A 26,320-nucleotide genomic window follows, 5' to 3' on the forward strand; every position below is an offset into this window, starting at 1 on the left:
ATGGGTGCGCCAAGCAACGGGGGACGGGCGACGGACGGCGAGCGCGTCGCCGGTCTGACGACCGGGCCGATCCCGCTGACCGCTGCCCAGAGAGGCATGTGGTTCGCCGAGCGGCTGCACGCCGACTACTCGGTCACCGTCGCGCACTATCTCGACATCCGCGACGAGGGCCGACCGCTCGACCACGATCTGTTCTGCGCGGCGGTGCTCGAGGCGGCGCGATCCCTGGAGTCCGCGTTCACCCGCATCGTGGTCGTCGACGACGTCCCGATGCAGTGGGTGGACCCGAGCGTCGACTTCCGCGTCGTACCCCTCGACATGCGCTCCGAGCCCGATCCGGTCGCGGCCGCGCGGGCGTGGATGGACGCCGATCACCGTCGGCCGATGGATCTCGAGACCGACCGTGTCGCCATCTCGGCGCTCATCCGTGTCGCCGACGATCGCTGCTTCTGGTACCTGCGGGGCCACCACATCGCCTTCGACGGCTTCTCCGCGCTCACCAGCCTGCACGAGGCCGTGCACCGCTACAACGCGATGCTGGCCGGCGCCGAACACGTCCCGCCCGCCCGGGCCTCGCTCGCCGAGATCTCGGCCGACGACGTCAAGTACGCCCAGAGCACCCGTCGACAGACCGACCGCGAGCACTGGGTCGCCCGCGTCGCCGATCTGCCCGAGGGGCCGACGCTGTCGCGGCGGGCCACCAACGCGCCTCTCTCGCCGGCCAACGTCATGGCGAGCACGCGGATCAGCCGCGCCCGGCAGGATCTCCTCGACGCCACCGCCGCCGCGGGGAACACCTCGGCGGCCGCCCTTCTGACCGCCGCGTTCGCGGCGTACCTGTCGCGGATGACCGGCGTCGACGACGTCGTGCTCAGCCTGCCGGTCACCGGACGCGCCAGCGCCCGGGTGAAGCGCGGGAGCGGGATGGTGGCCAACATGCTGCCGGTCCGGATCGACGGGGTCGTCGGAGCGACCGGGCGTGAGCTGATCGCGCAGGTGCAGCTCGAACTGACCGGCGCCCTGCGGCACCAGCGGTTCCGCTACGAGGACATCCGACTCGCCGCGGGCATGGCCGACGCCACCGCGGCGTCGTTCGGTCCGATCGTCAACCTGGTCTTCTTCGACCGCCGCATCGAGATCGACGGCGCGCGAGCCGACTACCACATCCTGTCCTCGGGAACCCTGGACGATCTGCGGATCAACCTCTACCAGTCGAGTCCGGGTGAGTGCCTGGTCGTGGACCTGCACGGCAACCCGAACCTGTACGACCAGGATGAGCTCGACACCCACCTCGAACGCTTCCTGCTCCTCGTCGATCGCCTACTGGGGTCGCCGGACACGCCGATCGCCGATCTGTCGGTGCTGCTCGACGGCGAGCGCGACGCCCTGCTCGCCCAGGGGCGCGGAGCCCGCCGTGCCGACACCCCGGGAGAGCATCTGCTCGCGGGGTTCGAGGCGCAGGTCGCCGCCACCCCCGATGCCGTCGCGATCGAGGCGCCGGACGTGACGCTGAGCTATCGGGGGTTCGCCGACCTCCGCACCGACCTCGCGCAGCGACTGCGCCACGACGGTGTCGTCCCCGGCGACCGCGTCGTCGTCGCCCTCGACCGCGGGGTCGCCCAGGTCGCCGCGGTCTACGCCGTGCTCACCCTCGGAGCGGTCTACGTCCCGGTCGATCCGACCGACCCCCGCGAACGCCGTGACGCGATCGAGGCCGGCGTCGGGGCGCGGCTGCGCATCGACGCGGCCTACCTGACATCGATCGGTGTCGACCCCACCCGTCCGGCTCCCGCGTCGACGGGCTCGGCGGAACTCGTCGTCGCCCCCGGTGCGGCGGCGTACGTCATCTTCACCTCCGGCTCCACCGGCACGCCGAAGGGCGTCGAGGTCGGACACCGCGCGGTGCTCAACCGCCTGGACTGGATGCAGGACGACCACCGGATCGACGGGACCGACGCCGTCCTGCACAAGACGCCCACCACCTTCGATGTCTCGGTGTGGGAGCTGTTCTGGCCGTTGCGCACCGGGGCGCGGATGGTCATCGCCCGCCCGGGCGGGCATCGCGACCCCGACCACCTGCACGATCTGATGGCCGCCCGGGGCGTGACCGTCGCCCACTTCGTGCCGTCCATGCTCGACGTCTACCTCGACGTGGTGTCGGCCGACGGTCGGGCGACGTCCCTGCCCGCATCCGTGCGTACGGTGTTCACCTCCGGTGAGGCGCTCGGTGCGGCCACCGCTGCGCGGTTGCTGGGTTCGTCGACCGCCGAACTGGTCAACCTCTACGGTCCGACCGAGGCGGCGGTGGACGTGACCGCGCATCGCGTCGCCGCGGGCGTCGACCCCGTGCCGATCGGACGCCCCGTCGCCGAGACCGAGGTCTACGTGCTCGACGCGTCGCTGCGCCCGGTGCCCGCCGGTGTCGCGGGCGAGCTCTACCTCGCCGGCCGTCAGCTCGCGAACGGCTATGTCGGAGCCCCCGGGATCACCGCCGACCGGTTCGTGGCCAACCCGTTCGACGGCACGGGTGCGCGCATGTACCGGACCGGTGACCTGGTGCGCTGGAACGACATCGGCGAGATCGACTACCTGGGTCGCACCGACCTCCAGGTCAAGATCCGCGGACGTCGCGTCGAACTCGGCGAGATCGAGTCGGTGCTCGCGTCCCTTCCCGGTGTCGAGGCCGCGGCCGTGCTCGCCCGCTCCGACCTGGGGCCGGCCGTCACCCTGGTGGCCTACGTCCGCGGCGACGCCGACGTGCTCGACGTCGACATGATCGCCGACCGCTGCCGTCGCCGCCTGCCCTCGCACATGGTGCCCACCGCGGTCGTCGTGCTCGACGACTTCCCCGTCACCTCGTCGGGCAAGTTGAACCGCCGCGCGCTGCCCGCGCCCGTCCTGCGCTCCGACACCCCGCACCGGGAGGCGGAGTCGGCGGTGGAGATCGCGCTCGCCGACCTCATCCGCGGCCTGCTGCGGGTCGAGCGCGTCGGCATGCGCGACAACATCTTCGCCCTCGGCGCCGACTCGTTGATCGCGGCCCGACTGGTGTCGGTGGCGCGCACCGAACACCGGCTCGCGGTCGACCTCGCCGACGTCTTCGACAGCCCCTCGATCGGTGAGCTCGCCGCCCGCACCCAGCCCGTCGCCGACGTCGACGCAGCGGCGCCGTCGCTCCCGCGTCCCGCGTCGATCCCGTTGTCGCACGCACAGACCCGGCTGTGGTTCATCAACCGGATGGACCCGTCGGCCCCCACCTACAACATGTCCGGGGCGGTCCGTCTTGGTCCCGATGTCGACGTGGCCGCGTTCGCCGCGGCGGTGCGCGACGTGGTCGAGCGGCACGCGATCCTGCGGACCGTGTTCCCCTCGGTCGACGGCGAACCGGTGCAGCAGGTCCTCGAGATGGACGCCGTCGCACCCGGACTCGACGCCCAGATCCTCGACGGCCGGGTCGTCGATGCCCAGGGTCTCGACGAGCGGGTCGCGTCGACCGTGAACGCCGAGAGCGCCGTCGCCGCGCTGATCGGGACCGGGTTCGACCTCGAACACGAGATCGGGTTCCGCGCGCACCTGCTGCCCTCGACCGGGCCCGGCGCGACGTCCGAGCCGATCGCGGTGCTGGTGGTCCACCACATCGCCGCCGACGGGCAGTCGCTGCGCCCGTTGATCGGCGACCTGCGGCACGCATACGACCGCCGCCGGGCCGGCGGAGTACCCGAGTTCTCCCCGCTGCCGATCGATTTCGCGGAGGTGGCGCTGCGCCAGCAGGCCCGTCTCGGCGGTCTGGCCGACCCCACCCCGGTGTTGATCGACGGCCTCGAGTTCTGGCGGCGCGAGCTCGACGGTGCCCCCGGTCTGCTCACCCTGCCCACCGACCGACCCCGGCCGCAGGTCGCCGACGGACGCGGTGCGCACGTCGACACCGCGCTCGACGCGGATCTGTCGGCCGGGATCCGAAGTCTGGCCACCCATCTCGCGGTCACCCCGTTCGCGGTCCTGCACACCGGTCTGGCCGTCGTGCTCAGCCGACTCGCGGGGACCGACGACGTCAGCATCGGCAGTGCGGTCGCCGGCCGTGACGACCCGGCGACCGCAGACATGGTCGGCATGTTCGTCAACACCGTCGTCCTGCGGTCCCGGATCCGGCCCGCACAGTCCGTCGCCGACCTGGTGACGTCCTCGCACCGGGGCATCGCCGGCGCCATGGCGCACGCGGAGGTCCCCTTCGAGCGGGTCGTGGACGCACTGGCGCCGCAGCGTTCGTCCGGGTACGCCCCGTTGTTCCAGGTGGCGCTGACGATGCAGTCCGATCCGTTGGCCGGTGTCGCGGACCGCTCCGACATCGACGCCGGGCCCGACGCCCGGGTCCCGGCCGCCAAGTACGACCTGACCGTCACGATCACCGAGCCGGCCGAGGGGACCTCGACCCGCGGATACGCGATCGAGATCAACTACGCCACCGCCCTGTTCGACGAATCGACGATCCGGACGTTGGGCGATCACCTGCGCCGCGTGTTGGGTGCGATCGTCGCCGCACCGTCGGCGCCGGTGGGGCGCATCGGCCTGCTCGACGGCCGCGATCCCGTCGTCGCCACGACGTCGGTTCCGTCGAACCCGCAGCGCACACTGTCGGAGCTGTTGGCGGCGGGCGCCGACGCGGCCGACCCGCACGCCCCGGCGGTGTCGGGCGCGGTGTCGATCACCTGGGCGGTGTTCGAATCACGGACCAACGAGCTCGCCCGCGAACTCATCTCCCGCGGGGTCGGCCCCGGCCAGGTCGTCGCGATCTCCATCGGGCGATCCCACCACTCGGTCATGGCCGTTGTCGCGGTCGCGAAGACCGGGGCGGCCTTCGTCACCATCGACCCCCGTCAACCGGATGCCCGCCGCGCCGCCCTGATCGCCGACAGCACGGCCACTCTCGGACTCACGATCTCGGACCTGGGCACGCCCCCGTCGGACGGGCGGGCCATGACGTGGCTGGCCATCGACGAGGTGTCGTTCGAACTCGGGCTCGCCGGGCACAGCGGGTCGCGCATCCACCCGTCCGAGCTGCGCCGACCGGTGCACACCTCCGACCTCGCCTACCTGCTGTTCACGTCGGGCTCGACCGGACGACCCAAGGCCGCCGCGGTGACCCACGCCGGCCTCGCCGACCTCGTCGCGACGCAGGCGTCGGTACTCAGCTGCGACCGCACCTGCCGGGTGCTGCACGTCGCGTCGCCGAGCTTCGACGTGTCGCTGTTCGAGATGATCATGGGCCTGTGCGCGGGCGCGGAGCTGGTCATCAGCCCGCCGGACGTGTTCGCCGGGCCCGAGCTCGCCGCGCTCATCGCCGGGCGGGGCGTGACCCACGCGGTCATGACACCGTCGGCGTTGGCGACCATCGCACCGTCGGAGGTCCCGACGCTGCGGATCGTGGCGAGCGCGGGCGAGCAGTGCCCGCCGGAGCTCGTCACCCGATGGGCGGGCGCGGGACGCGACCTGCACAACTTCTACGGCCCCACCGAGGCCACGATCACCGCGACCACCACGTCGGCGATGCGGGTCGGTGAGCCGGTCACGATCGGCCGCGCGATCGACGGCATGACCACGCTGGTCCTCGACGACTGGCTGCGCCCGGTGCCCGCCGGCGTCGCCGGTGAGCTGTACCTCGCCGGACCGGCGCTGGGCCGTGGCTACCACGATCGCCCGGGGCTCACCGCCACCCGCTTCGTGGCCAACCCGTTCGACGCCGGCGCGACGCGGATGTACCGGTCCGGGGACCGTGTGACCCGCACCCCCGCAGGCGATCTGATCTACCACGGCCGCACCGACTTCCAGATCAAGATCCGCGGCGTGCGCGTCGAACCGGGCGAGATCGACGACGTCCTGACGTCGATCGACGGCGTCGAGGCCGCGCTCACCGTCGCCACCACCGCCCCGGGCGGGGAGGAGGTGCTCGTCTCCTACGTGACGCCGGCACCGGGTGAGGTCCTGGTCCCGCAGCACGTCGTCGACGCCGCCGCCCGTGCGCTGCCCGCCTACCTGGTCCCGCGCACTGTCGCCGTCCTCGACGAGTTCCCGCTGACCACCGTCGGCAAGATCGACCGGTCGGCGCTGCCGCCGGTGACGTTGACGGTGTCGCCGGATTCGGTGGCCCCTCGCAGCCAGCTCGAGTCGGTCGTGGCCGGCGTGTTCGCCCAGGTGCTCGGGGTCGACACGGTCGGGGTGTACGACAACTTCTTCGCCGCGGGCGGGAACTCGTTGTCGGCGACCAAGGTGGTCGCACGGCTGGAGACCCTGCTGGACCGACGGATCTCGGTACGGACGCTGCTCGAGAACCCGACCGTGGCCACGCTGGTGGGCGCGGTCACCACCGCCGACGTCCGCGGCCCCGTCGCCCCGCCGCTGACGGTGCGTCCTCGTTCCGAGGTCGTCCCGGTCTCCGGCGTGCAGCGCAGCATGTGGCTGGTCAACCGGGCCGACCCGGACTCGGCGTCCTACAACGTCTCCCTCGCGCTGCGGTTGACCGGCGCGGTCGATGTGCCCGCACTGCGCGCCGCCATCACCGACCTCGTGCGGCGTCGCGAGACCCTGCGGACGACGTATCCGCTGCTCGGGGGCGAACCCGTGCAGATGATCCGTCCCGCCGCCGCGGTGGCCGACGATTTCGTGGTCCCGCTCGTCGACCTGACCGCCCGGTCCGCGACCTCGACCGACGAGATCCCCGCCGCGATCGCGGCCGTCACCGACCGCGGCTTCGACCTCACCACCGGCATCCCGGTCCGGGCCGCGGTGGTACGGGTCGGTCCCGACGATCACCTGTTGGTGTTCGTGGTGCACCACATCAGCGCGGACGGTGCCTCGCTGATGCCGCTGGCCCGCGACCTCGTCGACGGCTACACCGCGCACCTCGCCGGCCGGACGATCACGCGGGCACCCCTCCCGCTGAACTACGCGGACTGGGTCGTGTGGCAACGCGAGCGGCTCGCTGCGGTCGACGCCGACGGCGCGACGCACGCCGATCGTCAACTGGCGTACTGGACCCGACGCCTGGCCGGAGCCCCGGACCGCATCGGCCTGCCCACCGACCGGCCACGCCCCACGACCCCGGGTTCCGGCGGTGACGTGCTGGACTTCGAGATCCCGGCGCCGGTCGTCGATGCACTGAAGTCCATTGCGCGCGAACACAACAGCACCCTGTTCATGGTCGTCCACGCCGCGTTCGCGGTGCTGATGTCGCGGCTGTCGGGGCACGACGACGTGGTCGTCGGGACGCCGTACGCCGGGCGGGACGACGAGACCCTCGACGACATGGTCGGCATGTTCGTCAACACCCTGGCCCTGCGTACCCGGGTGCGGTCGGGGGAGGGCTTTGATGACCTGCTGCACCGGGTGCGCGGGGAGGATCTCGCCGACATGGCCCACGCCGACGTCGCGTTCGACGAGATCGTGTCGCGGGTGGTCGCCTCGCCCACCGGTTCGCACAACCCGGTGTTCCAGGTCATGTTCGCGTTCCAGAACATCGTCTTCCCGACCGTCGAGCTCGACGGTCTGCGGATCACCCCGGAACCGCTGACGTCGGTGGCGGCCAAGGTCGACCTCGAGTTCATGCTGTTCCCGGTCGATCCGAGCGGCGCCGACCGCGGCGGCGCGATGGCGGGTCGGGTGATCTTCGCGACCGATCTGTACGACGCGCCCACGGTCGACCGCATCGTCGCCCGCTACGGGCAGGTGCTGCGGGCGGTGGCCTCGGACCCGACGCGCATCGTCGGCGACATCGACATCGCGCTCGACCACCCGACCGATGCCGCGGTCCTGCTCGGGGCCATCGAGGAGTCGGCGGCCGGGACGGGCAGCGATCCGGCCGACCTCGCGCACGTGGTGGCCGAGGCCACCGCGATCGATCCCGACGCGACAGCCGTCGAGTACGGCGGCGTCGCGGTCAGCTTCGCCGAGATCGATTCGATGGCAACGGCACTGATGATGACGCTGCCCGACGGCGACGCGTACGGTGCACTCACCATGGCCCTGACCGCAGTGGTTCCCGAGATCGCCGACGACGGTGCCGAGGTCCTCGACGCCGCGCTGGATCAGCTGCAGGTCAATGCGTGCCGGATCGTCGGCGCCGCGACGGCTCCGGAAACGGCCGACCGGGCGTGAGCGCGATCGATTCCGAACCACCCCAGGCGCCACCACGGCACCGTCCTCGTCCGTCCACCCAGCGGCTCGTCGCACTCGCGGCGTCGATCGCACCCACCCGGGTGGCGTTCGACGGTGCCCGCGCACCCGTCACCTTCTCCGACCTCCGGGCCAAGATCGACGCGACGGTGGCGATGTTGGCCCCGAGGGGAATCGACGCCGAGGCGGGCGTCGGGGTGGCGGTCACCGGGCTGCTGCCGCGCGGCGGTCTCGCGCCCGCGGAGGTCGCCGCCGCGACCACCGCCACCGTCGCTCTGATCCGGTCGACGGCAAACGAGATCGCCGGGACCTCGGACTGGGAATCGGTGGCGGGTCGGTTCCGGTCGGCGGTGCACCGACATCCCGGGCGGACCGCGGTCACCGACATTGACGGCACGACGCTGACCTACCGTGAGCTCGACGAACGCTCGGACCGACTGGCGGCGGGACTGGTCGCGGCCGGAGCCGGCCCGGAGATCCTCGTCGGCGTGGCGCTGCCACGGACGGCCGAGCTGATCGTCGCCCTCGTCGCGGTGGTGAAGTCGGGTGCGGCGTACCTCCCGCTCGACCGCTCGCACCCGCTGGCGCGTCTACACGGCATCGTCACCGATGCCGAGCCGCTGCTCATCGTGACCGACGCCGAGACGCCGGCGTCGTGGGAACGACTGGGGGTGCCGCTGCGGACCGTCGACGACCTCGACGGCCCGGCTGTTCCCGACGCCGGCGTCGCGCTGCCGCAGCGGATCGACGGCCGACACCCGGCCTACGTCATGTACACCTCGGGGTCCACCGGCAACCCGAAGGGCGTCGTCGTCACCCACGACGCCGTCGTCACCCTGCTCGAGGGGCTCGACGAGATCTACGACGCCTCCGCCGACGACGTGTGGTCGATGTTCGCGTCCTACGCCTTCGACGTCTCGGTCGGCGAGATCTGGACGGCCCTGACCACCGGTGGGCGACTGGTGGTCCTCGACCACGTGACGACGCGCTCGCCCGACGATTTCGTGGCCGCCCTCGAGCGGGAACAGGTCACGATCATCAACCTGACGCCGTCGGCGTTCTACCAACTCGCCGCCGCCCTGCGCGATCCCGCCGCCGGCCGGTTGGCGCGATCGGTGCGTCGGATGATCTTCGCCGGTGAGCTCCTCGACGTCGAGCAGGTCCGTCGATGGCACTCCGATCGACTCGCCCTCGACGGCGAACCCGGGCCGCAGCTGAACAACATGTACGGCCCCACCGAGACCACCGTCTACATGACCCGTCGCGAGATGAACGCCGAGTTCGTCTCGCAGGCAACCGCATCCGACATCGGCACCGCGATCCCGGGTAGCGAGGTCCACGTCCTCGACGCGCGTCTGCGGCCGGTTCCCGACGGGGTGCCCGGTGAGGTCTATGTCGCGGGCCCCCAGGTCGTCCGCGGATACCTCGCGCGCACCGATCTCACCGCCGGTCGGTTCGTCGCCAACCCGTTCACCGACAACGGCGAGCGGATGTACCGCACCGGCGATGTCGTCCTCGTTCGCGGCGACTCGTATGAATTCCTCGGCCGCAGTGACGATCAGGTCAAGCTTCGCGGCTACCGGATCGAGCTGGGGGAGGTCGAGGCGGCCCTGCTCGCCACCGACGGTGTCGGGGCCGCGGCCGCGGCCATCCGGCAGCGCGGCGATCTGCCCGAACAGCTCGTCGGTTATGTGGTCGCCGCGCCGGCGACCGGCGGCGACCTCGACGTCGCGTCCGTACGCGCAGCGGTGGCCACGCGGGTGCCGGACTACATGGTCCCCGACGTCGTCATGGCTCTCGACCGACTCCCGTTGAACGTCAACGGCAAACTCGACCGCGCAGCCCTGCCGGTGCCGCAGGCTCTCACCCACGACGACGCGGAGCCGGCCGCGTCCGACGCCGAGAGCGCACTGGCGGACCTGTTCGCCGAGGTCCTCGAGATGGACCGGGTGGGGGTCACCACCTCGCTGTTCGATCTCGGGGGCAACTCGCTCGTGGCCGCGCGGATCGCCGCCCGTAGCGCCGACGCCCTCGACATCGTCGTGACCGTCCGCGACATCTTCGAGGCCCCCAGCGTCCGGGCGCTCGCCGGGCGACTCGCCGCGCGCTCCCACGTCGAGCGACCACCGCTGGTGGCCACCGACCACGACGGTCCGGTGCCGCTGTCGGATGCGCAGCGCCGCATCTGGTTCCTGGCCGAACTCGACCCGCAGAGCGCGGGCTACAACATCCCGCTGGTGCTGCGGTTCCGCGGCGACCTCGACGTCGCCGCGCTCGATCGCGCGCTGCGCGACGTCATCGATCGCCACGCGGTGCTGCGCACGCGGTTCGCGACGACCGACGGTGTGCCCGAACAGGTGGTGCTGCCGGTCGGGGACCACCATCCCGACGTGGCGATCGACCCGCCGATCGACCTGCGCCACCACGACCCCACGTCGCGGACGGAGGCCATCCGGGCGATCGTGGACGCCGGGTTCGACCTCGCGGTCGCGCCGCCGCTGCGGGCGCGGTTGGTCCGCGTCGCCGATCTGGAGTTCGTGTTCGTCGTCGTCGCCCACCACGTCATCAGCGACGGCGGGTCGTTCGGGCCGCTCGCGCGTGACCTGATGACCGCCTACCGGGCGCGCTGGAACGGCGCGGAACCGGACTTCGCGCCGCTGCCGGTGCAGTACGCCGACTACACGCGCTGGCAGCGCGCGGTGCTCGGGGACGACTCCGACCCGACGTCCCTCGCCGCGCAGCAGCTGCGTTTCTGGTCCGAGCAACTCGACGGCATCCCCGAGCTGATCGACCTCCCGCTGGACCGCCCACGCCCCGCGGTGGCCTCCGGTGTCGGCGCGGAGTACGCCTTCGTCGTCGACGCCACGACGGCGGCGGGGCTGCGCCGCGTCGCCGAGGAGTGCGGCGCAACGATGTTCATGGCCGTCCACGCGGTGTTCGCCGTGCTGCTCGCGCGGTCGGGGACCACCGACGACGTCGTGATCGGCACCGCGATCCACGGACGTGGCTCGGCCGAACTCGACGACCTGATCGGCATGTTCGTCAACACCCTCGTCCTGCGCACCCCCGTCGACAGGGGCGAGGGATTCGCTGACCTGCTGAACCGCGTGCGCACCACCGACATCGCCGCTCTCGACGCGACCGAGGTCACCTTCGAGCGGCTGGTCGACCACCTCGACCCGGAGCGCTCCGCCGCGCACGCACCGCTGTTCCAGGTGGCGTTGGCTTTCCAAGACGATCAGCAGGTCCGTTTCGACCTGCCCGGGCTGACCGTCGCCGGCGTCGACACCGAGGTCACCACGACCAAGTTCGACCTCCAGCTCACCGTCTCCGAGGGCGCCCACCCGCACGACGGGGACGACGACGGCGCCCTGTCGGCGGTGTTCACCTACGGCACCGCCCTGTTCGACGAGTCGACGATCGCCGAACTCGCGCGGCGGCTGGCCGCCGTGATCGCCGCGGTCGGAACCGATCCGAGCCGCCCGGTCGGTGACATCGACGTCCTCTCGCCCGAGGAGTCCGTGGCGCTGACGACCGCGGCGGGACCGGCCGAGGTCACCCCCCGGACCCTGCCTGCGATCTTCGCCGACGCCGTCGCGACACACCCGGACGGGATCGCGATCAGTGCCGCCGGTGTCGAGCTCACCTACTCGGAGCTGGCGGCACGGGCGAACGACGTTGCCGCCGTGCTGCACTCGGCCGGGGTCCGGGCCGGTGTCCCGGTGGGGCTGGCGGTCGGTCGGTCGGTCGAGGCGATGATCGGATTCTGGGGCATCGCGGTGGCGGGTGCCGCGGTCGTCCCGATCGACACCGCCTCCCCGCCCGGACGCATCGGGTCGATGATCGCCGACGCGGATCTGCGCGTCGGACTGACCACCGCGGCGACGCGCGCGGAGCTGCCGACGTCGGTGGAGTGGTTCGACCTCGATACGCTCTCGACGACCGCCGAGCACGGCGAGACCGGTTGGCCGCAACCGCGTCTCGACGACATCGCGTACGTCATCTTCACGTCCGGGTCGACCGGTCGACCCAAGGGTGTCGCCGTCACCCACCGCGGACTCGGCGATGTCGTCGCCGAGATCGCCGACCGCTTCGACGTGACCCCCACCTCGCGGGTGCTCCAGTTCGCGTCCCCGAGTTTCGACGCGTCGGTCTTCGAGGTGCTCTTCGCCGTCACATCGGCCTCGACCCAGGTGATCGCGCCGCCGTCGATCTACGGCGGCGAGGAACTCGCGCGTCTGCTCGACGAGGAACACATCACCCACGCGTTCATGACCCCGGCCGCCCTGGCCACCGTCGACTCCCGCGGGCTGGACGACCTGCAGGTCGTCTGCGTGGCCGGCGACGTCTGCGCACCGGAGTTGGTGCGCCGGTGGAGCCGCGGTCGGCGGATGTTCAATCTGTACGGGCCCTCCGAGACCACCATCTGGAGCACCTCGACGCCACCGATGGCGGCCGACGGGCCCGTCCGGATCGGTGCACCGATCACCGGGGTGCGCGTCGCGGTCCTCGACGACCGACTGCGCCCGGTGCCCGCAGGAGTCACCGGCGAGCTGTACATCTCCGGATCATCGCTGGCGAGAGGCTATCTCGGCGCACCGGGGCAGACCGCGGGCCGGTTCGTCGCCGACCCGTCCGGCGCGCCGGGGGAGCGGATGTACCGGACCGGTGACCTGGTCCGGTGGCGTCGCGCCGGCGACCGGTCGGCCGACGCGTGGGAGCTGGAGTTCGCCGGCCGCAGCGATTTCCAGCTGAAGGTCCGCGGGTTCCGCGTCGAACTCGGCGAGATCGACATCGCCCTCGGCGAGCAGCCCGGAGTCGAGTTCGCCGCCACGCTCGGTGTCGATGACCCGGCCTCCGGGACGACGGCGATGGCGTCCTACGTCTATCCACGCGTCGGGCACACCCTCGACGCCCGCGCGCTGCGCGCCGGACTGTCGGATCGTCTGCCCGCGCACATGATCCCCGCGTCGATCACCGTGCTCGACGGGGTGCCGCTGACGTCGGCGGGCAAGCTCGACCGCGCCGCCCTGCGCACCCTCGCCCGCGAGCCGGTCGCGGCCGGGGGTGACGATCACGTCCCGCCCGCCACCGATGTCGAGCGCGTCATCGCCGATGTGTTCGCCGACGTCCTCGGCGCCGATCACGTGTCGGTCACCGAGGACTACTTCGACCTGGGCGGCAACTCGCTGTCGGCCACCCGGGTGACCGCGCGCGTCGGCTCGGCGCTGGGTGTCACCGTCCGGGTCCGCGACCTCTTCGACGCCCCGTCCGTCCGCGCCCTGGCGCAGCGGCTCGACACCCGGGAGCGGGACACCGCACGACCCGAACTACGGCGCCGCCCGCGTCCCGAGACCATCCCGCTGTCGTTCGCGCAGCGGCGCATGTGGTTCATCAACCAGTTCGACACCTCCTCGGCCGGCTACAACATCCCGGTCACGGTGCGTCTGCGCGGACCGCTCGACGCCGACGCGATGGCCCGCGCACTCGCCGACGTCGTCGAACGCCACGAGGTCCTGCGCACGATCTACCCGGCCCAGACCACCACTGCCCAGACCACCACTCCCCAGACCGCTTCGGGGAATGCCGGTTCCGGCGAACCCGCGCAGCGCATCCTCGACCCGATGACCGCCCGCGCGGCGCTCGACTGGGCCGCCGCCGACGCCGACGAGGCCCGCGAGCACCGCAACCAGGGCTTCGATGTCAGCGTCGACCTGCCGATCCGGGCCCGCCTGGCCCGCGTCGGCGACGACGACCACCTCCTGGTCATCGTCGCCCACCACATCGCCTTCGACGGTGAGTCGGCGCCGGTGTTGGCCCGCGACCTGGCCACCGCCTACGCCGCACGGGTCGCGGGGGCGGCGCCGGAATGGACCCCGCCGCAGATCCAGTACGCCGACTACGCGCTATGGCAACGGGACCTGCTGGGCGACGCATCCGACCCCGACTCGGAGATGGCTCGGGCGCTCACCCACTGGACCTCACATCTCGCGCACCTGCCGGACATGCTGCGACTGCCCTTCGATCACCCACGTCCGGCCGTACCGACCATGCGCAGCGGGACCGTCGAGTTCACCGTTCCCGCCGCCACCCGCGCCATGCTGCGCCGGCTCGCGCAGGCGCACGACGCGACGCTGTTCATGGTCACCCACGCCGCGCTCGCCGCTCTGCTGGCGCGGGTGTCGTCGACCGGCGACATCGCCGTGGCCACCCCGGTCGCCGGACGTGGTGCGGCCGAACTCGACTCGCTGATCGGCATGTTCGTCAACACCCTGGTGTTGCGCACCGAGGTGGATCCGTCCGCGGGTGTCGACGAGCTGATCGCGCAGGCCCGGCGGGTCGACCTCGACGCCTTCGCCCACGCCGAGGCGCCGTTCGAGCGCGTGGTCGACGCGGTCGACCCGGTGCGCTCGGAGTCCTTCGAACCCCTCGCGCAGGTGCTCTTCGTCTACGACGCCGCGGCCCCGCTCGCGGCCCGCATCGGCGAGATCGAGATCGAACTCGAGGCCCCCGGCGACGACGCGGCCAAGTTCGACCTGACCGTCGGTGTCACCGACGGCCTGACCGCCGACGCGGACATGACCGGCGTGATGATCTACGCCGCCGACCTGTTCGACCGGCCGACCGTGCAGGCCTTCGTCGACGCGTTCGTCCGCATCCTCACCGCCTTCGGCCGGACACAGAACGGCATGGGCGGGCCGGTCGGGGCGGTCGGCGACATCGCGATCCTGCCCCCCGAGGCAGTCGGCGCGCAGACGGCGGCCGCGACCGGCGAGCTCGTCGACCTGCCCGCGACCACCCTCCCGGACGCGACACACGGCTTCGGCTCGGCCCATCCCGACCTCGTCGCACTCGTGACCGACGACCGCACCGTCACCCACGGTGAGTTCGGGATGCGGGTCGCGCACCTCGCCCGCGACCTCGTCGACGCCGGGATCGGGCCCGAGATCGCGGTCGCGGTGTGCATCCCGCGGTCGATCGAGATGCTGATCGCGGTCCACGCCGTCCTCGCGGCCGGCGGCCAGTACGTTCCCGTCGACCCCGACGCACCGGCCGACCGCGCCGAGCACATGCTCGCCACCGCCGCCGCGCAGGTCGTGCTGTCCGCACCGGGAGCCCCACCGCGAGCCGTGGCGACGACGGGATTGCGCCGCATCGTCGTCGACGCCGCCGCCGCTCTCGACGCCGGATCGGCTCGTGCGACTCCTCTCACCGACGCCGACCGGGTCTCACCGCTGCGTCCGGACCATCCCGCCTACACGTTGTTCACCTCCGGCTCGACGGGACGGCCGAAGGGCGTGACGGTGTCGCACCGCGCCGTGCTCAACCGTCTGCGGTGGGGTCTGTCGACCTTCCCCATCGACGACTCCGACGCCGTCGTCCTCAAGACCCCGTACACGTTCGACGTCTCGGTGCCGGAGCTGTTCGCGCCGCTGATGGCCGGTGCGCGACTGGTCATCGCCCGCCCCGACGGTCACACCGACCCCGATTACCTCGTCGACCTGCTGGCGCGCGAGCGCGTGACGTCGGTCCACTTCGTCCCGTCGATGCTGTCGGTGTTCCTCGACGTCGTCGACCCCGCCCGCCTCGCCCGGCTCACCTCTCTGCGCTACCTGTTCGCCTCCGGTGAGGCGCTGTCGGCGTCGGTGGCGCGGGCCGCTCGTCGGGTGCTGCCGTGGGCGGCGCTGCACGACCTGTTCGGTCCGACCGAGGCCGCGGTCGAGGTGGCGCACCAGCCGCTCGATGTCGTGGGGGAGACGGTGCCGATCGGCCGGCCGGTGTGGAACACGCAGACCCTCGTCCTCGACCCCCGGCTGCAGATCGTGCCCGCCGGCGTGGTCGGTGAGCTGTACCTCGGTGGCCCCCAGCTCGCGCGCGGCTACGCGGGCCGGCCGGATCTGTCCGCCGAGCGTTTCGTCGCCAGCCCGTTCGGGGTGGGCGGGGCCGGCGGGGAACGGCTCTACCGCACCGGCGACCTGGTGCGGCGCAACGCCTCCGGAGAGCTCGAATACCTCGGTCGTTCCGACTTCCAGGTCAAGCTGCGCGGCCAGCGCATCGAACTCGGTGAGATCGAGGCGGTGCTCGCCGGCGCGGACGGCGTCGTCCACGCCGCCGCCGCGGTGGTGTCCGGACCGGGTGGGACCGATCATCTCGTCGCCTACCTCGCCGGCCGCTCGGGCGGCGACCTCGCAACGATCGGCGCCGACGACCTCGTCGCACGTGCCCGTGCCGCGGTGGATTCCGCTCTGCCGGAGTACATGCGGCCGACGGTGTGGACCGTTCTCGACGACGTCCCGCTCAGTGCGGCGGGCAAACTCGACCGACGGGGCCTGCCCGCCCCCGACTTCGGCCGCGGTGTCGGCGCCGACGAGGCGATCGTCGAGCCGGCCACCGACGACGAGCGGGTGATCGCCGAGGTGTTCGCCGGGGTGCTCGGCGCCGACCGCGTCTCGGTGACGGCCTCGTTCTTCGCACTCGGTGGCGACTCGATCATGTCCATCCGACTCACCTCGCTGCTCCGTGCGGCCGGCTACTCGGTGACCCCGCGCGACATCTTCACCGCGCGCACCGTGCGGGCGCTGGCCCGGGTGGCGGGCACACACGGCCACGCCCCGCTCGACGAATACGACGGTGGCGCAGTCGGACCGGTGTCGATGACCCCCGCGGTGGCCTGGATGCTCGACCTCGCCGACCGTTCGGAGGACTTCGACGACTTCTCCCAGTCGACGGTGCTCGCGCTCCCGGACGACGCCGACACCGACGCCGTGCGGGCGGTGATCACCGCGGTCGTCGCCGCGCACCCGATGCTGACCGCGTCCCTGCGGTCTGACGACGGCGAATGGACGCTGACCGCGGGCGCCGGAGACCCCGATGACGTCGTCGTGCGGATCGAGGATGCGCCGACCGGCGCCGACGCCTCCGCCGACCCGGATCGCGCGGCCGACCTCGACAACCGGGTGCGCGCCGCGCACGCGAGCGCCCTGGCGAGTCTGGATCCGGCGGTGGGCCGCCTCGTCGCCGCCGTCGGCGTGCGCGCCCCGGGCGGCGGCGGTCGGCTCGTGGTCGCCGCCCACCACATCGGCGTCGACGCGGTGTCGTGGCAGACCATCGTCACCGGCATCGCCTCGGCGTGGTGGCAGCACACCACCGGTCAGCCGATCGCGGTGTCGGCGACCGGCACGTCGTTCCGTCGCTGGGCCGGTGTGATGCGCGAACTGTCCACCCGTGACGCCGAACTCCCGCTGTGGGATGCGCACCTGCCCGCGCCCGACACCGACCACCGTCCGCGACTGGCGCTCGACGCGGCCCGCGACCGCATGTCGACGGTGCAGACGGTGCGCATCGCGGTGCCGTCGGATGTCGCCGAGGCCGTCCTGACCACCGTGCCGACCGCCTTCGGCACCCGCGTCGACACCACCCTGCTGGCCGCGCTGGCCGCGGCGCTGTCCGACGACGCGGGCGACCGGGTGTCGATCCTGGTGGAGAACCACGGCCGCGAGGAGCACGTCGCACCCGGCGCGGACCTGTCGGAGACCGTCGGATGGTTCACCGCGTTCGTCCCGGTCACCGTCGCCACCCCCGTGGGAACGCCGATCGTCGCGGCGGTCAAGACGGTCAAGGACGCCCTGGCCCGGATTCCCGATCGCGGTGTGGCCTTCGGTCCGCTGCGCTACCTGCGCGCCGACTCACCGCTGCGCGACCGTCCTCTGCCGCCGGTGAGCTTCAACTACCTCGGGGTCCTGGGCGACGCCGCGCGGACCGACGACGTCGCGCTCGCGGCCTTCGCCCCCGCACCCGACGCCCCCGCGCTCCCGGCATCGATCCACGGTCGGCTGCAGGCTCTCGCGGCGCTGACCGTCACCGTCGGTGCCGTCGACGGCGACCCGGTCGACGGCGGTGGGGGGCGTGAGATCCGGGCCGAGTTCGCCTATCCCGCCGGTGTGCTCACGGCCGACGATGTCGCCGAGGTCGCGCGCCGTTGGGGGGAGAACCTCGCCGAGGTCGTACGGCAGACCGCGCTCGCCGACCCCGGACCGAGCGAGACCGACCTCGCGTCCACGGGGCTGGTGCAGTCCGAGATCGACGCGATCCTGCGCGAGCGTCCCGGCGCGCATCTGTGGCCGCTGACCCCGCTGCAGCAGGGCCTGTTCTTCCAGGCCGAACTCGCCGCCGGATCCCGCCTGGCCGTCGGGCGCGACGAGATCGACGTCTACGTCACGCAGTCGACCATCACCTTCACCGGCGACCCGTCCGCGTCGTCGATGCACTCCGCCGCACGCGCCCTGCTGGCCCGGCACCGGGTCCTGCGGTCGGCCTTCGTGCGCACCGACTCCGGACGCGCCGCGGTGGCCATCGCCCCGCACGTCGACCCCGACTGGCAGACCATCGATCTCACGGCCGACGAATCGACCCTGGCGACCGCGCAGATCGCCGACATCGCCCACCGGGAACGCACGGCGGGCTTCGACCTTGGTCGGCCGGGTCTGATCCGGTTCGTACACGTCCGCCACCGTGGCGCCGACGGCGAACCGCTGGTGTCGCTGATCATCTCGGCGCACCACCTCATCCTCGACGGGTGGTCGGCACCGATCGTGCTGACCGAACTCCTGGCGTTGGCGCACGGCATGCTGCCGGAGGTCCGCGTGGTCGACGAGCCGGACTTCGGGACCTACCTGGAATGGTTGGAGGGCCGAGATCAGGCTGCGGCGCTGTCGGTCTGGCGAGCGGCCCTCGATCAGATCGACGGCCCGACGCTGGTCGCCCCCGGTCACGTCGCGACCACACAGGCCCCGCCGCGAGATCGCGTGCTGCTGCTCGACGCCGACCTCACCGCCGGACTCGCGGCGACCGTCCGCGCACTCGAGGTGACCACCAGCACCGTGGTGCAGGCGGCCTGGGCGGTCCTGCTCGCGCGGATCACCGGTCAACAGACCGTCGTGTTCGGTGAGACCGTCTCGGGACGCCCGCCCGAGATCGACGGCGTCGCACAGATGATCGGCCTGTTCATCAACACGCTGCCGGTCGCCGCCACCGTCGATCCGGGGCAGACGCTCGCCGCGCTCGTCGACGACCTACACCGCCGCAAGACCGCCGTCCTGGACCACCAGTACGTCGGTCTGGGCGACATCACCGCGGCGGTCGACACGGCGGTGCTGTTCGACACCCTGACCGTCTACGAGTCGTACCCGATCGATTCCGCAGCCCTCTCCGCCGCCGCGCGCGACGCCGACGGGCCGACCATCCGCGACGTGACGGCAACCGACGCAACTCATTACCCGCTGAACCTGATCGCCGCTCCGGTCGGTGACCGGATGCAGCTGACGCTCAAGTACCTCCCGTCGGCGTTCGACGACGCGCAGATCGACGTGTTCGGCGATGCGGTGACCGCGATCCTGCGCGCCGTGGTCGACCGTCCGGAGGCCGTCGTCGGTGAGGTCGACCTGGTCGCCGACGCCGTCGCCGAGCGCATCGCGGGCTGGTCGGTCGGACCCGCACTCCCGGTTGACACCGACGCGCCGACGCTGCTGCCCGACCTCATCGCCGACCAGATCGACCGGACACCCGACGCGACTGCACTCACCTCCGATGGGCGATCGCTGACCTACCGCGAATTCGGTACGCGGGTACGTGCGGTCGCCGAGCGTCTCGTCGGGATCGGTGTCGGGCCGGATGTCGCTGTGGCCGTGTCGATCCCGCGATCGGTCGAGATGGTCGTGGCCATCCACGCCGTGGTCGCGACCGGCGGTCAGTACGTGCCGCTCGACGTCGACGCCCCGGCCGACCGCACCGACCACATGGTGACCACCGCGCGTGTGCGGGCCGTGATCCGCGCGGATCCCGCGGACGACGGTGGGGTCGCGATCACCCCGATCGGGACCACCCCGGCCGGACCGTTGCGCGGGCTGCTGCGGGCCGACGATGCGGCGTACACGGTGTTCACCTCCGGCTCGACCGGACGGCCCAAGGGCGTCACCGTCTCGCACGCCGCGATCGTCAACCGCCTGCGATGGATGCAGTCGGAGTTCGACCTCGACGGCTCCGATGTGGTGCTCCTCAAGACCCCGGTCACGTTCGACGTGTCGGTGTGGGAGTTGTTCTGGCCGCTGATGACCGGCGCGTCGATGGTGATCGCCCGCCCGGACGGCCATCGTGACCCCGCCTACCTGGCCGACCTGATCGCGGCGCAGCGCGTCAGCACCCTGCACTTCGTGCCGTCGATGCTGTCGGCGTTCACCGACGTGCTCGGCGACGACCTCGGCGTCGCCTGCGCGTCGGTCCGGCAGGTCTTCACCTCCGGCGAGGCGCTGACCCCGGCGTCGGCCGCCACGACGACCCGCGGGTTGCCGGACGTGCGGCTGCACAACCTGTACGGCCCCACCGAGGCCGCCGTCGACGTGACCTGGCACGAGGTACCCGCCGGGGCAGCCACGGTGCCCATCGGCCGCCCGATCGCCGGCACCGTGACCCGGATCCTCGACGCGCGCCTGCAGCCGGTTCCCCCGGGGGTGATCGGTGAGCTGTACCTCGGTGGCGTCCAGGTCGCCCGCGGGTACGCATCGCGCCCGGACCTGACCGCCGACCGGTTCGTCGCCGATCCACTGGGCGATCCGGGCGTACGGCTCTACCGCACCGGCGATCTCGTCCGGTGGACCACCGGCGGCGACATCGATTACGTCGGCCGCGTCGATTTCCAGGTCAAGCTGCGTGGCCAACGGATCGAACTCGGCGAGATCGAGGCGGTGCTGTCGGGTGCACCCGGCGTGATGCTGGCCGCGGTCACCGTCGCCACCGCACCCGACGGCGGGCAGCACCTCGTCGCCCACCTCGCAGGCGACATCGAGCTGGCGACGATCACCGAGTCGGTGGCGCGATCGCTGCCCGCCTTCATGCGTCCGACGGTGTGGTCGGTGCTCGAGGAGATGCCGACGAACTCCGCGGGCAAGGTCGACCGGCGGGCCCTGCCCGAGCCGGAGTTCGACGGTGCGGTCGCCGGGACCGAGTTCATCGAGCCCGTCGGGGTCGTCGAGCAGCGCATCGCGGCGGTCATGGCCGAGGTCCTCGGGGTCGAGCGGGTGTCGGCCACGGCCGACTTCTTCGACATCGGCGGCAACTCGCTGTCGGCGACCCGGGTCGTCGCCAGGGTGTCCGACGCCCTGTCGGTCGCGGTGGGTGTCCGCGACCTGTTCGACGCGTCCTCGGCGCGGTCCCTGGCGCACCGGGTGCGCGCCGCCGACGTGACGGTCGTCGAACCGCTGATCGCGGGGGAACGCCCGGAGACGATCCCGCTGTCGCCGGCCCAGCGTCGGATGTGGTTCATCAACCGATTCGACCCGTCGTCGGCCGCCTACAACATCCCGTTCGCCCTGACCCTGAGCGGAACCGTCGACGTCGCGGCCCTGCGCGCGGCCCTGTTCGACGTCATCGTCCGCCACGAGACGTTGCGGACGGTGTTCACGCAGGGTCCCGACGGCGTTGTCGGGCAACACATCCTGGATCCCGAGCAGGTCGATCCCGACGCGTGGTGGACCACGACCGGCGTGACCGATCTGCCCGCCCGCCCGTTCGACGTCACCGTCGACGTCCCCATCCGTGCCGGGGTCGTCGAGACCGGACCCGACGAACACCTGCTCGTCGTCGTGCTCCACCACATCGCGAGCGATGGGGAGTCGTTGTCGCCGTTGGCGACCGACCTCGTGACCGCCTACGCGGCGCGGGCGGCCGGGGTGACACCGGCGTGGACGCCGCTGGCCGTGCAGTACGCCGACGTCACCCTGTGGCAGCAGCGGGTCCTCGGCTCGATCGACGACCCGACCTCGGTGCTCGGCGGCCAGGTCGAGCAGTGGCGGACCCGACTGGCCGGCCTGCCCGGCGTCCTGGAGCTGCCGACCGACCGTCGGCGGCCCGCGGTCGCCTCGATGCGGGGCGCAGGCGTCGCCTTCGACATCCCGGCCGACCTCGTCGCCGCGATCGACGCGTTCGCGAGTCGACGCGGCGCGACCGTCTTCATGCTGGTGCACGCCGCCCTCGCGGCCGTCCTCGCGCGGCTGTCGGCGACGCGCGACATCGCGATCGGCACCCCGGTCGCCGGTCGAGGTCGGACCGAACTCGATCCGTTGATCGGGATGTTCGTCAACACGCTGGTGCTGCGCACCGAGGTCGACCCGGCCGCATCCTTCGCCGACCTGCTGGACCTCGTCCGCACCACCGACCTCGACGCCTTCGCCGGCGCCGACGTCCCGTTCGAGCACCTCGTCGACCTGCTGGCCCCGACACGGTCGGAGGCCTTCGCCCCCCTGACACAGGTGCTGCTGACCGTCGAGCAGCACGCCGCGGACGGTCCCGGTGGTGCACTCGACCTCCCCGGCCTGCGCATCACCCCGGTCGACGCCGGTGACCCCGCTGCCCGGTTCGACCTCACCGTGGGGCTGACGCTCTCGCGTGACAGCAGCGGCGGCCTGGCCGGGCTGACCGGGTCGATCGTCTACGCGACCGACCTGTTCGATGCCGACACCGCAGAGGGGATCGCCCGTCGCCTCGTCGAGGTCCTCGCCGCCGGGGTGGCGGCACCGTCGACGCCCGTCGGCGACATCGACATCGTCGACGACCGCGAGCGCCGCGAGGTCGCACGCTGGTCCACCGGTGAGGACCGACCGCTCGAGGACACGAACCTCGCCGCTCTCGTGGCCCGCCGGGTCGCCGCCGGACCGGAGGCGACGGCGCTGGTGTTCGGCGACCGCACCGTCTCCTACGCCGAGTTCGGCTCCCGCGTGGCGACGCTCGCACGGACGCTGGTCGCCTTCGGGGTCGGCCCCGATGTGGCCGTCGCGGTCCGCATCCCGCGGTCGGTGGAGCTGCTCGTCGCCATCCACGCCGTGGTCGCCGCCGGCGGCCGGTACGTACCGATCGATCCCGAGGCCCCGGCCGATCGCGCCGCGTACATGATCGACACCGCCCGGGCCCGCCTGATGCTGATCCCGGCCGGGTCGACGATCGTGCTCACCCCCGGCGCGACGTACGCGGTGCTGCCCGTCGACGCGTCGACACCGGTGGACGATGCGACGACGCTCGGCGACGTCGGTCTCGCCGCGGCGCACCCCGACGACGCCGCCTACACGCTGTTCACCTCCGGCTCGACCGGACGCCCCAAGGGCGTGACGGTGACCCACCGGGCGATAGTCAACCGGCTGGCGTGGATGCAGGAGCGGTTCGCGATCTCCGCCGACGACGCCGTGCTGCAGAAGACGCCGGTGACCTTCGACGTGTCGGTGTGGGAACTGTTCTGGCCGTTGCTGTCCGGGTCGCGGATCGTCATCGTCGAACCCGACCGACACGGCGACCCCGGCCACCTCGCGCAGGTGATCAGCCGCGAGCGGGTGACCGTGGCCCACTTCGTGCCGTCGATGCTGGCCGCGTTCGTCGACGTCGTGGCCACCGCCGGGACCGCCGACCTCAGCGGCCTGCGTGCGGTGTTCGCCTCCGGAGAGGCGCTGTCCGCCAGTACCGCGCATGCGATGCGGGCGCTGGCGCCGCAAGCTCGACTGCACAACCTGTACGGCCCCACCGAGGCCGCCGTCGACGTCACCCACCACGAGGTCGTCGACGGGGAGACGACCGTGCCCATCGGCCGGCCCGTCCCCAACACCGTCACCCGTGTCCTCGACGACCGCTTGCGCCCGGTACCGCGCGGGGTCGTCGGCGAGCTGTACCTCGGTGGCGTGCAGCTCGCCCGCGGGTACGAGTCCCGCCCCGACCTCACCGCGGAACGCTTCGTTCCCGATCCTCGTGTTCCCGGCGAGCCCGGTCGCCGGCTCTACCGGACCGGCGACCGTGTCCGGTGGAACGCCGACGGTGAGCTGGAGTACCTGGGTCGCACCGACTTCCAGGTCAAGCTGCGCGGTCAGCGGATCGAACTCGGCGAGATCGAGGCCGCCATCGCCACCGCACCCGGCGTGCGCGAGGTGACTGTCACCGTCGCCGCCGCACCGGACGGCAGCGATCAGCTGATCGCCTACGTCACCGGCACTCCCGATGTCGACGACCCGGCTGCCGTCGCGGCGGCAACCGAGACCCTGCCCGCCTACATGCGGCCCTCGATGTGGATCGCCCTCGACGCCATGCCGGTGACCGTGACCGGCAAGGTCGACCGCCGTGCGTTGCCCGCGCCGGAATTCCGCTCAGCGCACCACGTCCCGCCCAGCGGCGCGGTCGAGGAGATCGTCGCCGCCGTGTTCGCCGCGGTCCTCGGCGTCGATCGGGTGTCGGTCACCGACGACTTCTTCGGCATGGGCGGCAACTCGCTCTCGGCGACACGGGTCGCCGCGCGCGTCGCCGACGCCCTGGGCCGTGAGGTCGGGGTGCGGGAGGTCTTCGACGCGCCCAGCGTCCGTGCGCTCTCGGCCCGACTGGCCTCGGCCGACCGTGTCGATTCCCGCCCCGTGATCGCCGGGTCACGTCCGGAACGGATCCCGCTGTCCGACGCGCAACGTCGCATGTGGTTCATCAACACCTACGACACGACGTCACCGGTGTACACGATCCCGTTCGCGCTGCGACTCAACGGCGCCCTCGACGTCAACGCCCTGCGGGCGGCCGTCGGCGACCTCGTCGCCCGACACGAGATCCTGCGCACCGTCTACCCCCAGGACCGCGACGGCGCGGTGCACCAGCACATCCAGGACGCCGAGACGGGGGCGGTGGATCCGGACTGGGCCGTCTGCGCCACCGCCGACGAGGCGTTGGCCGTGCTGCGACGTGGTTTCGACCTGACCGTCGACCTGCCGGTGCGGACCCGGCTCGCGGTCGACGGCGACGACGCGCTCCTCGTCATGGCCGTCCACCACATCGCCGCCGACGGCGAATCGGTGCCGGTACTCGCCCGCGACCTCGTGCGGGCCTACCGTTCCCGGACCGCCGGATCGGCACCCGACTGGACGCCGTTGGCGGTGCAGTACGCCGACTACGCACTGTGGCAGCAGAACTCGTCGAGCGACTCCGGTTCGGAGAGCGCCGGTCTCGCGCACTGGACGGAGCAGCTCGCCGGGGTGCCCGCGTTGCTCGAACTCCCGACCGACAGGCCGCGACCCGCGGTCGCCACGATGCGGGGTGCGACGGTCGACTTCGAGATCCCGGCCGGGATCGCCACCGCCGCATCCGAGGTGGCGCGCGAGTCCGGCGCGACGACGTTCATGGTGCTGCACGCCGCGCTCGCGGTGCTGCTCGCCCGTCTCGCCGCGACCGACGACGTGGTGATCGGGACGGCCGTCGCGGGGCGTGGTCGCGCCGAACTCGACGACCTCATCGGGATGTTCGTCAACACCGTCGTCCTGCGCACGCCGGTGAGGACGGGGGAGCGGTTCGTCGACGTGCTCGACACCGTGCGCCGCACCGATCTCGACGCGCTCGTCCACGCCGACGTCCCCTTCGAGGAACTCGTGGACCGACTCGACGTCGTGCGGTCGGAGGCATTCGCCCCGCTCGTCCAGGTGCTCTTCACGGTTGCCGAGGGAACCGGTGAGGCCGACGCCGGTCTACTCGACCTCGGCGGGTCGCTGAGTGCGGAGGCCGTCGAGGCCGAGATCGCCACCGCCAAGGTCGATCTGACCATCGGTGTGGTCACCGACACCAGCCCCGGACCGTGGCGCGGAACGATCACCTACGCCTCCGATCTGTTCGACGCGGTGTCGGTGTCCGACCTCGCGACCCGGTGGGTACGACTGCTCGACACCCTGGTGACCCGCCCCGACGCCCCCGTCGCCGACGCTCAGATCCTCGGGCCCGGGGAGATCGCGGAGCTGCTGCCCCCGACCGTCCCGGATGCGCCGCCCACGCTCCTGTTGGCCGACCTGTTCTCCGCCGCCGCCGCCGCGACCCCCGACTCCGTGGCCGTCGTCGACGGATCGCGCACCATGACCTACCGCGAACTCGACACCCTCAGTTCGGGGTTCGCCCGCGACCTCATCGCGGCCGGGGTGGGTCCCGACGATGTCGTGGTCAGCGTCATCGGCCGCTCGGCCCTGGTCCAGGTGGCGCTCTGGGCCGTCGCGAAATCCGGTGCCGTGTACGCCCCCGTCGATCCGCGCTACCCGGCCGACCGCGTCCGTCGGGTCATCGCCGACAGCGGCGCCCGCGTCGGGCTGGTGGGGGCCGGGGTCAC

General features: G+C 72.2%; 2 protein-coding genes (1 of these 2 running past the window's edge). Both read left to right on the plus strand.

Annotated features, from left to right (window positions below; translation table 11 throughout):
* Positions 1-8,148 carry a non-ribosomal peptide synthetase gene (locus tag JHC79_RS02400; RefSeq protein ID WP_296388267.1) on the plus strand — a complete coding sequence of 2,716 codons (8,148 nt, stop codon included), beginning with the start codon at positions 1-3 and terminating at the stop codon, positions 8,146-8,148.
* The coding region annotated (locus tag JHC79_RS02405) for a non-ribosomal peptide synthase/polyketide synthase (protein ID WP_296388268.1) crosses the window boundary (this coding region is incomplete at its 3' end): on the plus strand, positions 8,145-26,320 show 18,176 of its 32,649 nt. Its footprint extends 14,473 nt past the window's final position. The genes JHC79_RS02400 and JHC79_RS02405, both read left to right, overlap by 4 nt.

Origin of the sequence: Williamsia sp., assembly GCF_016462415.1 — a bacterium.
Taxonomy (GTDB): domain Bacteria; phylum Actinomycetota; class Actinomycetes; order Mycobacteriales; family Mycobacteriaceae; genus Williamsia_A.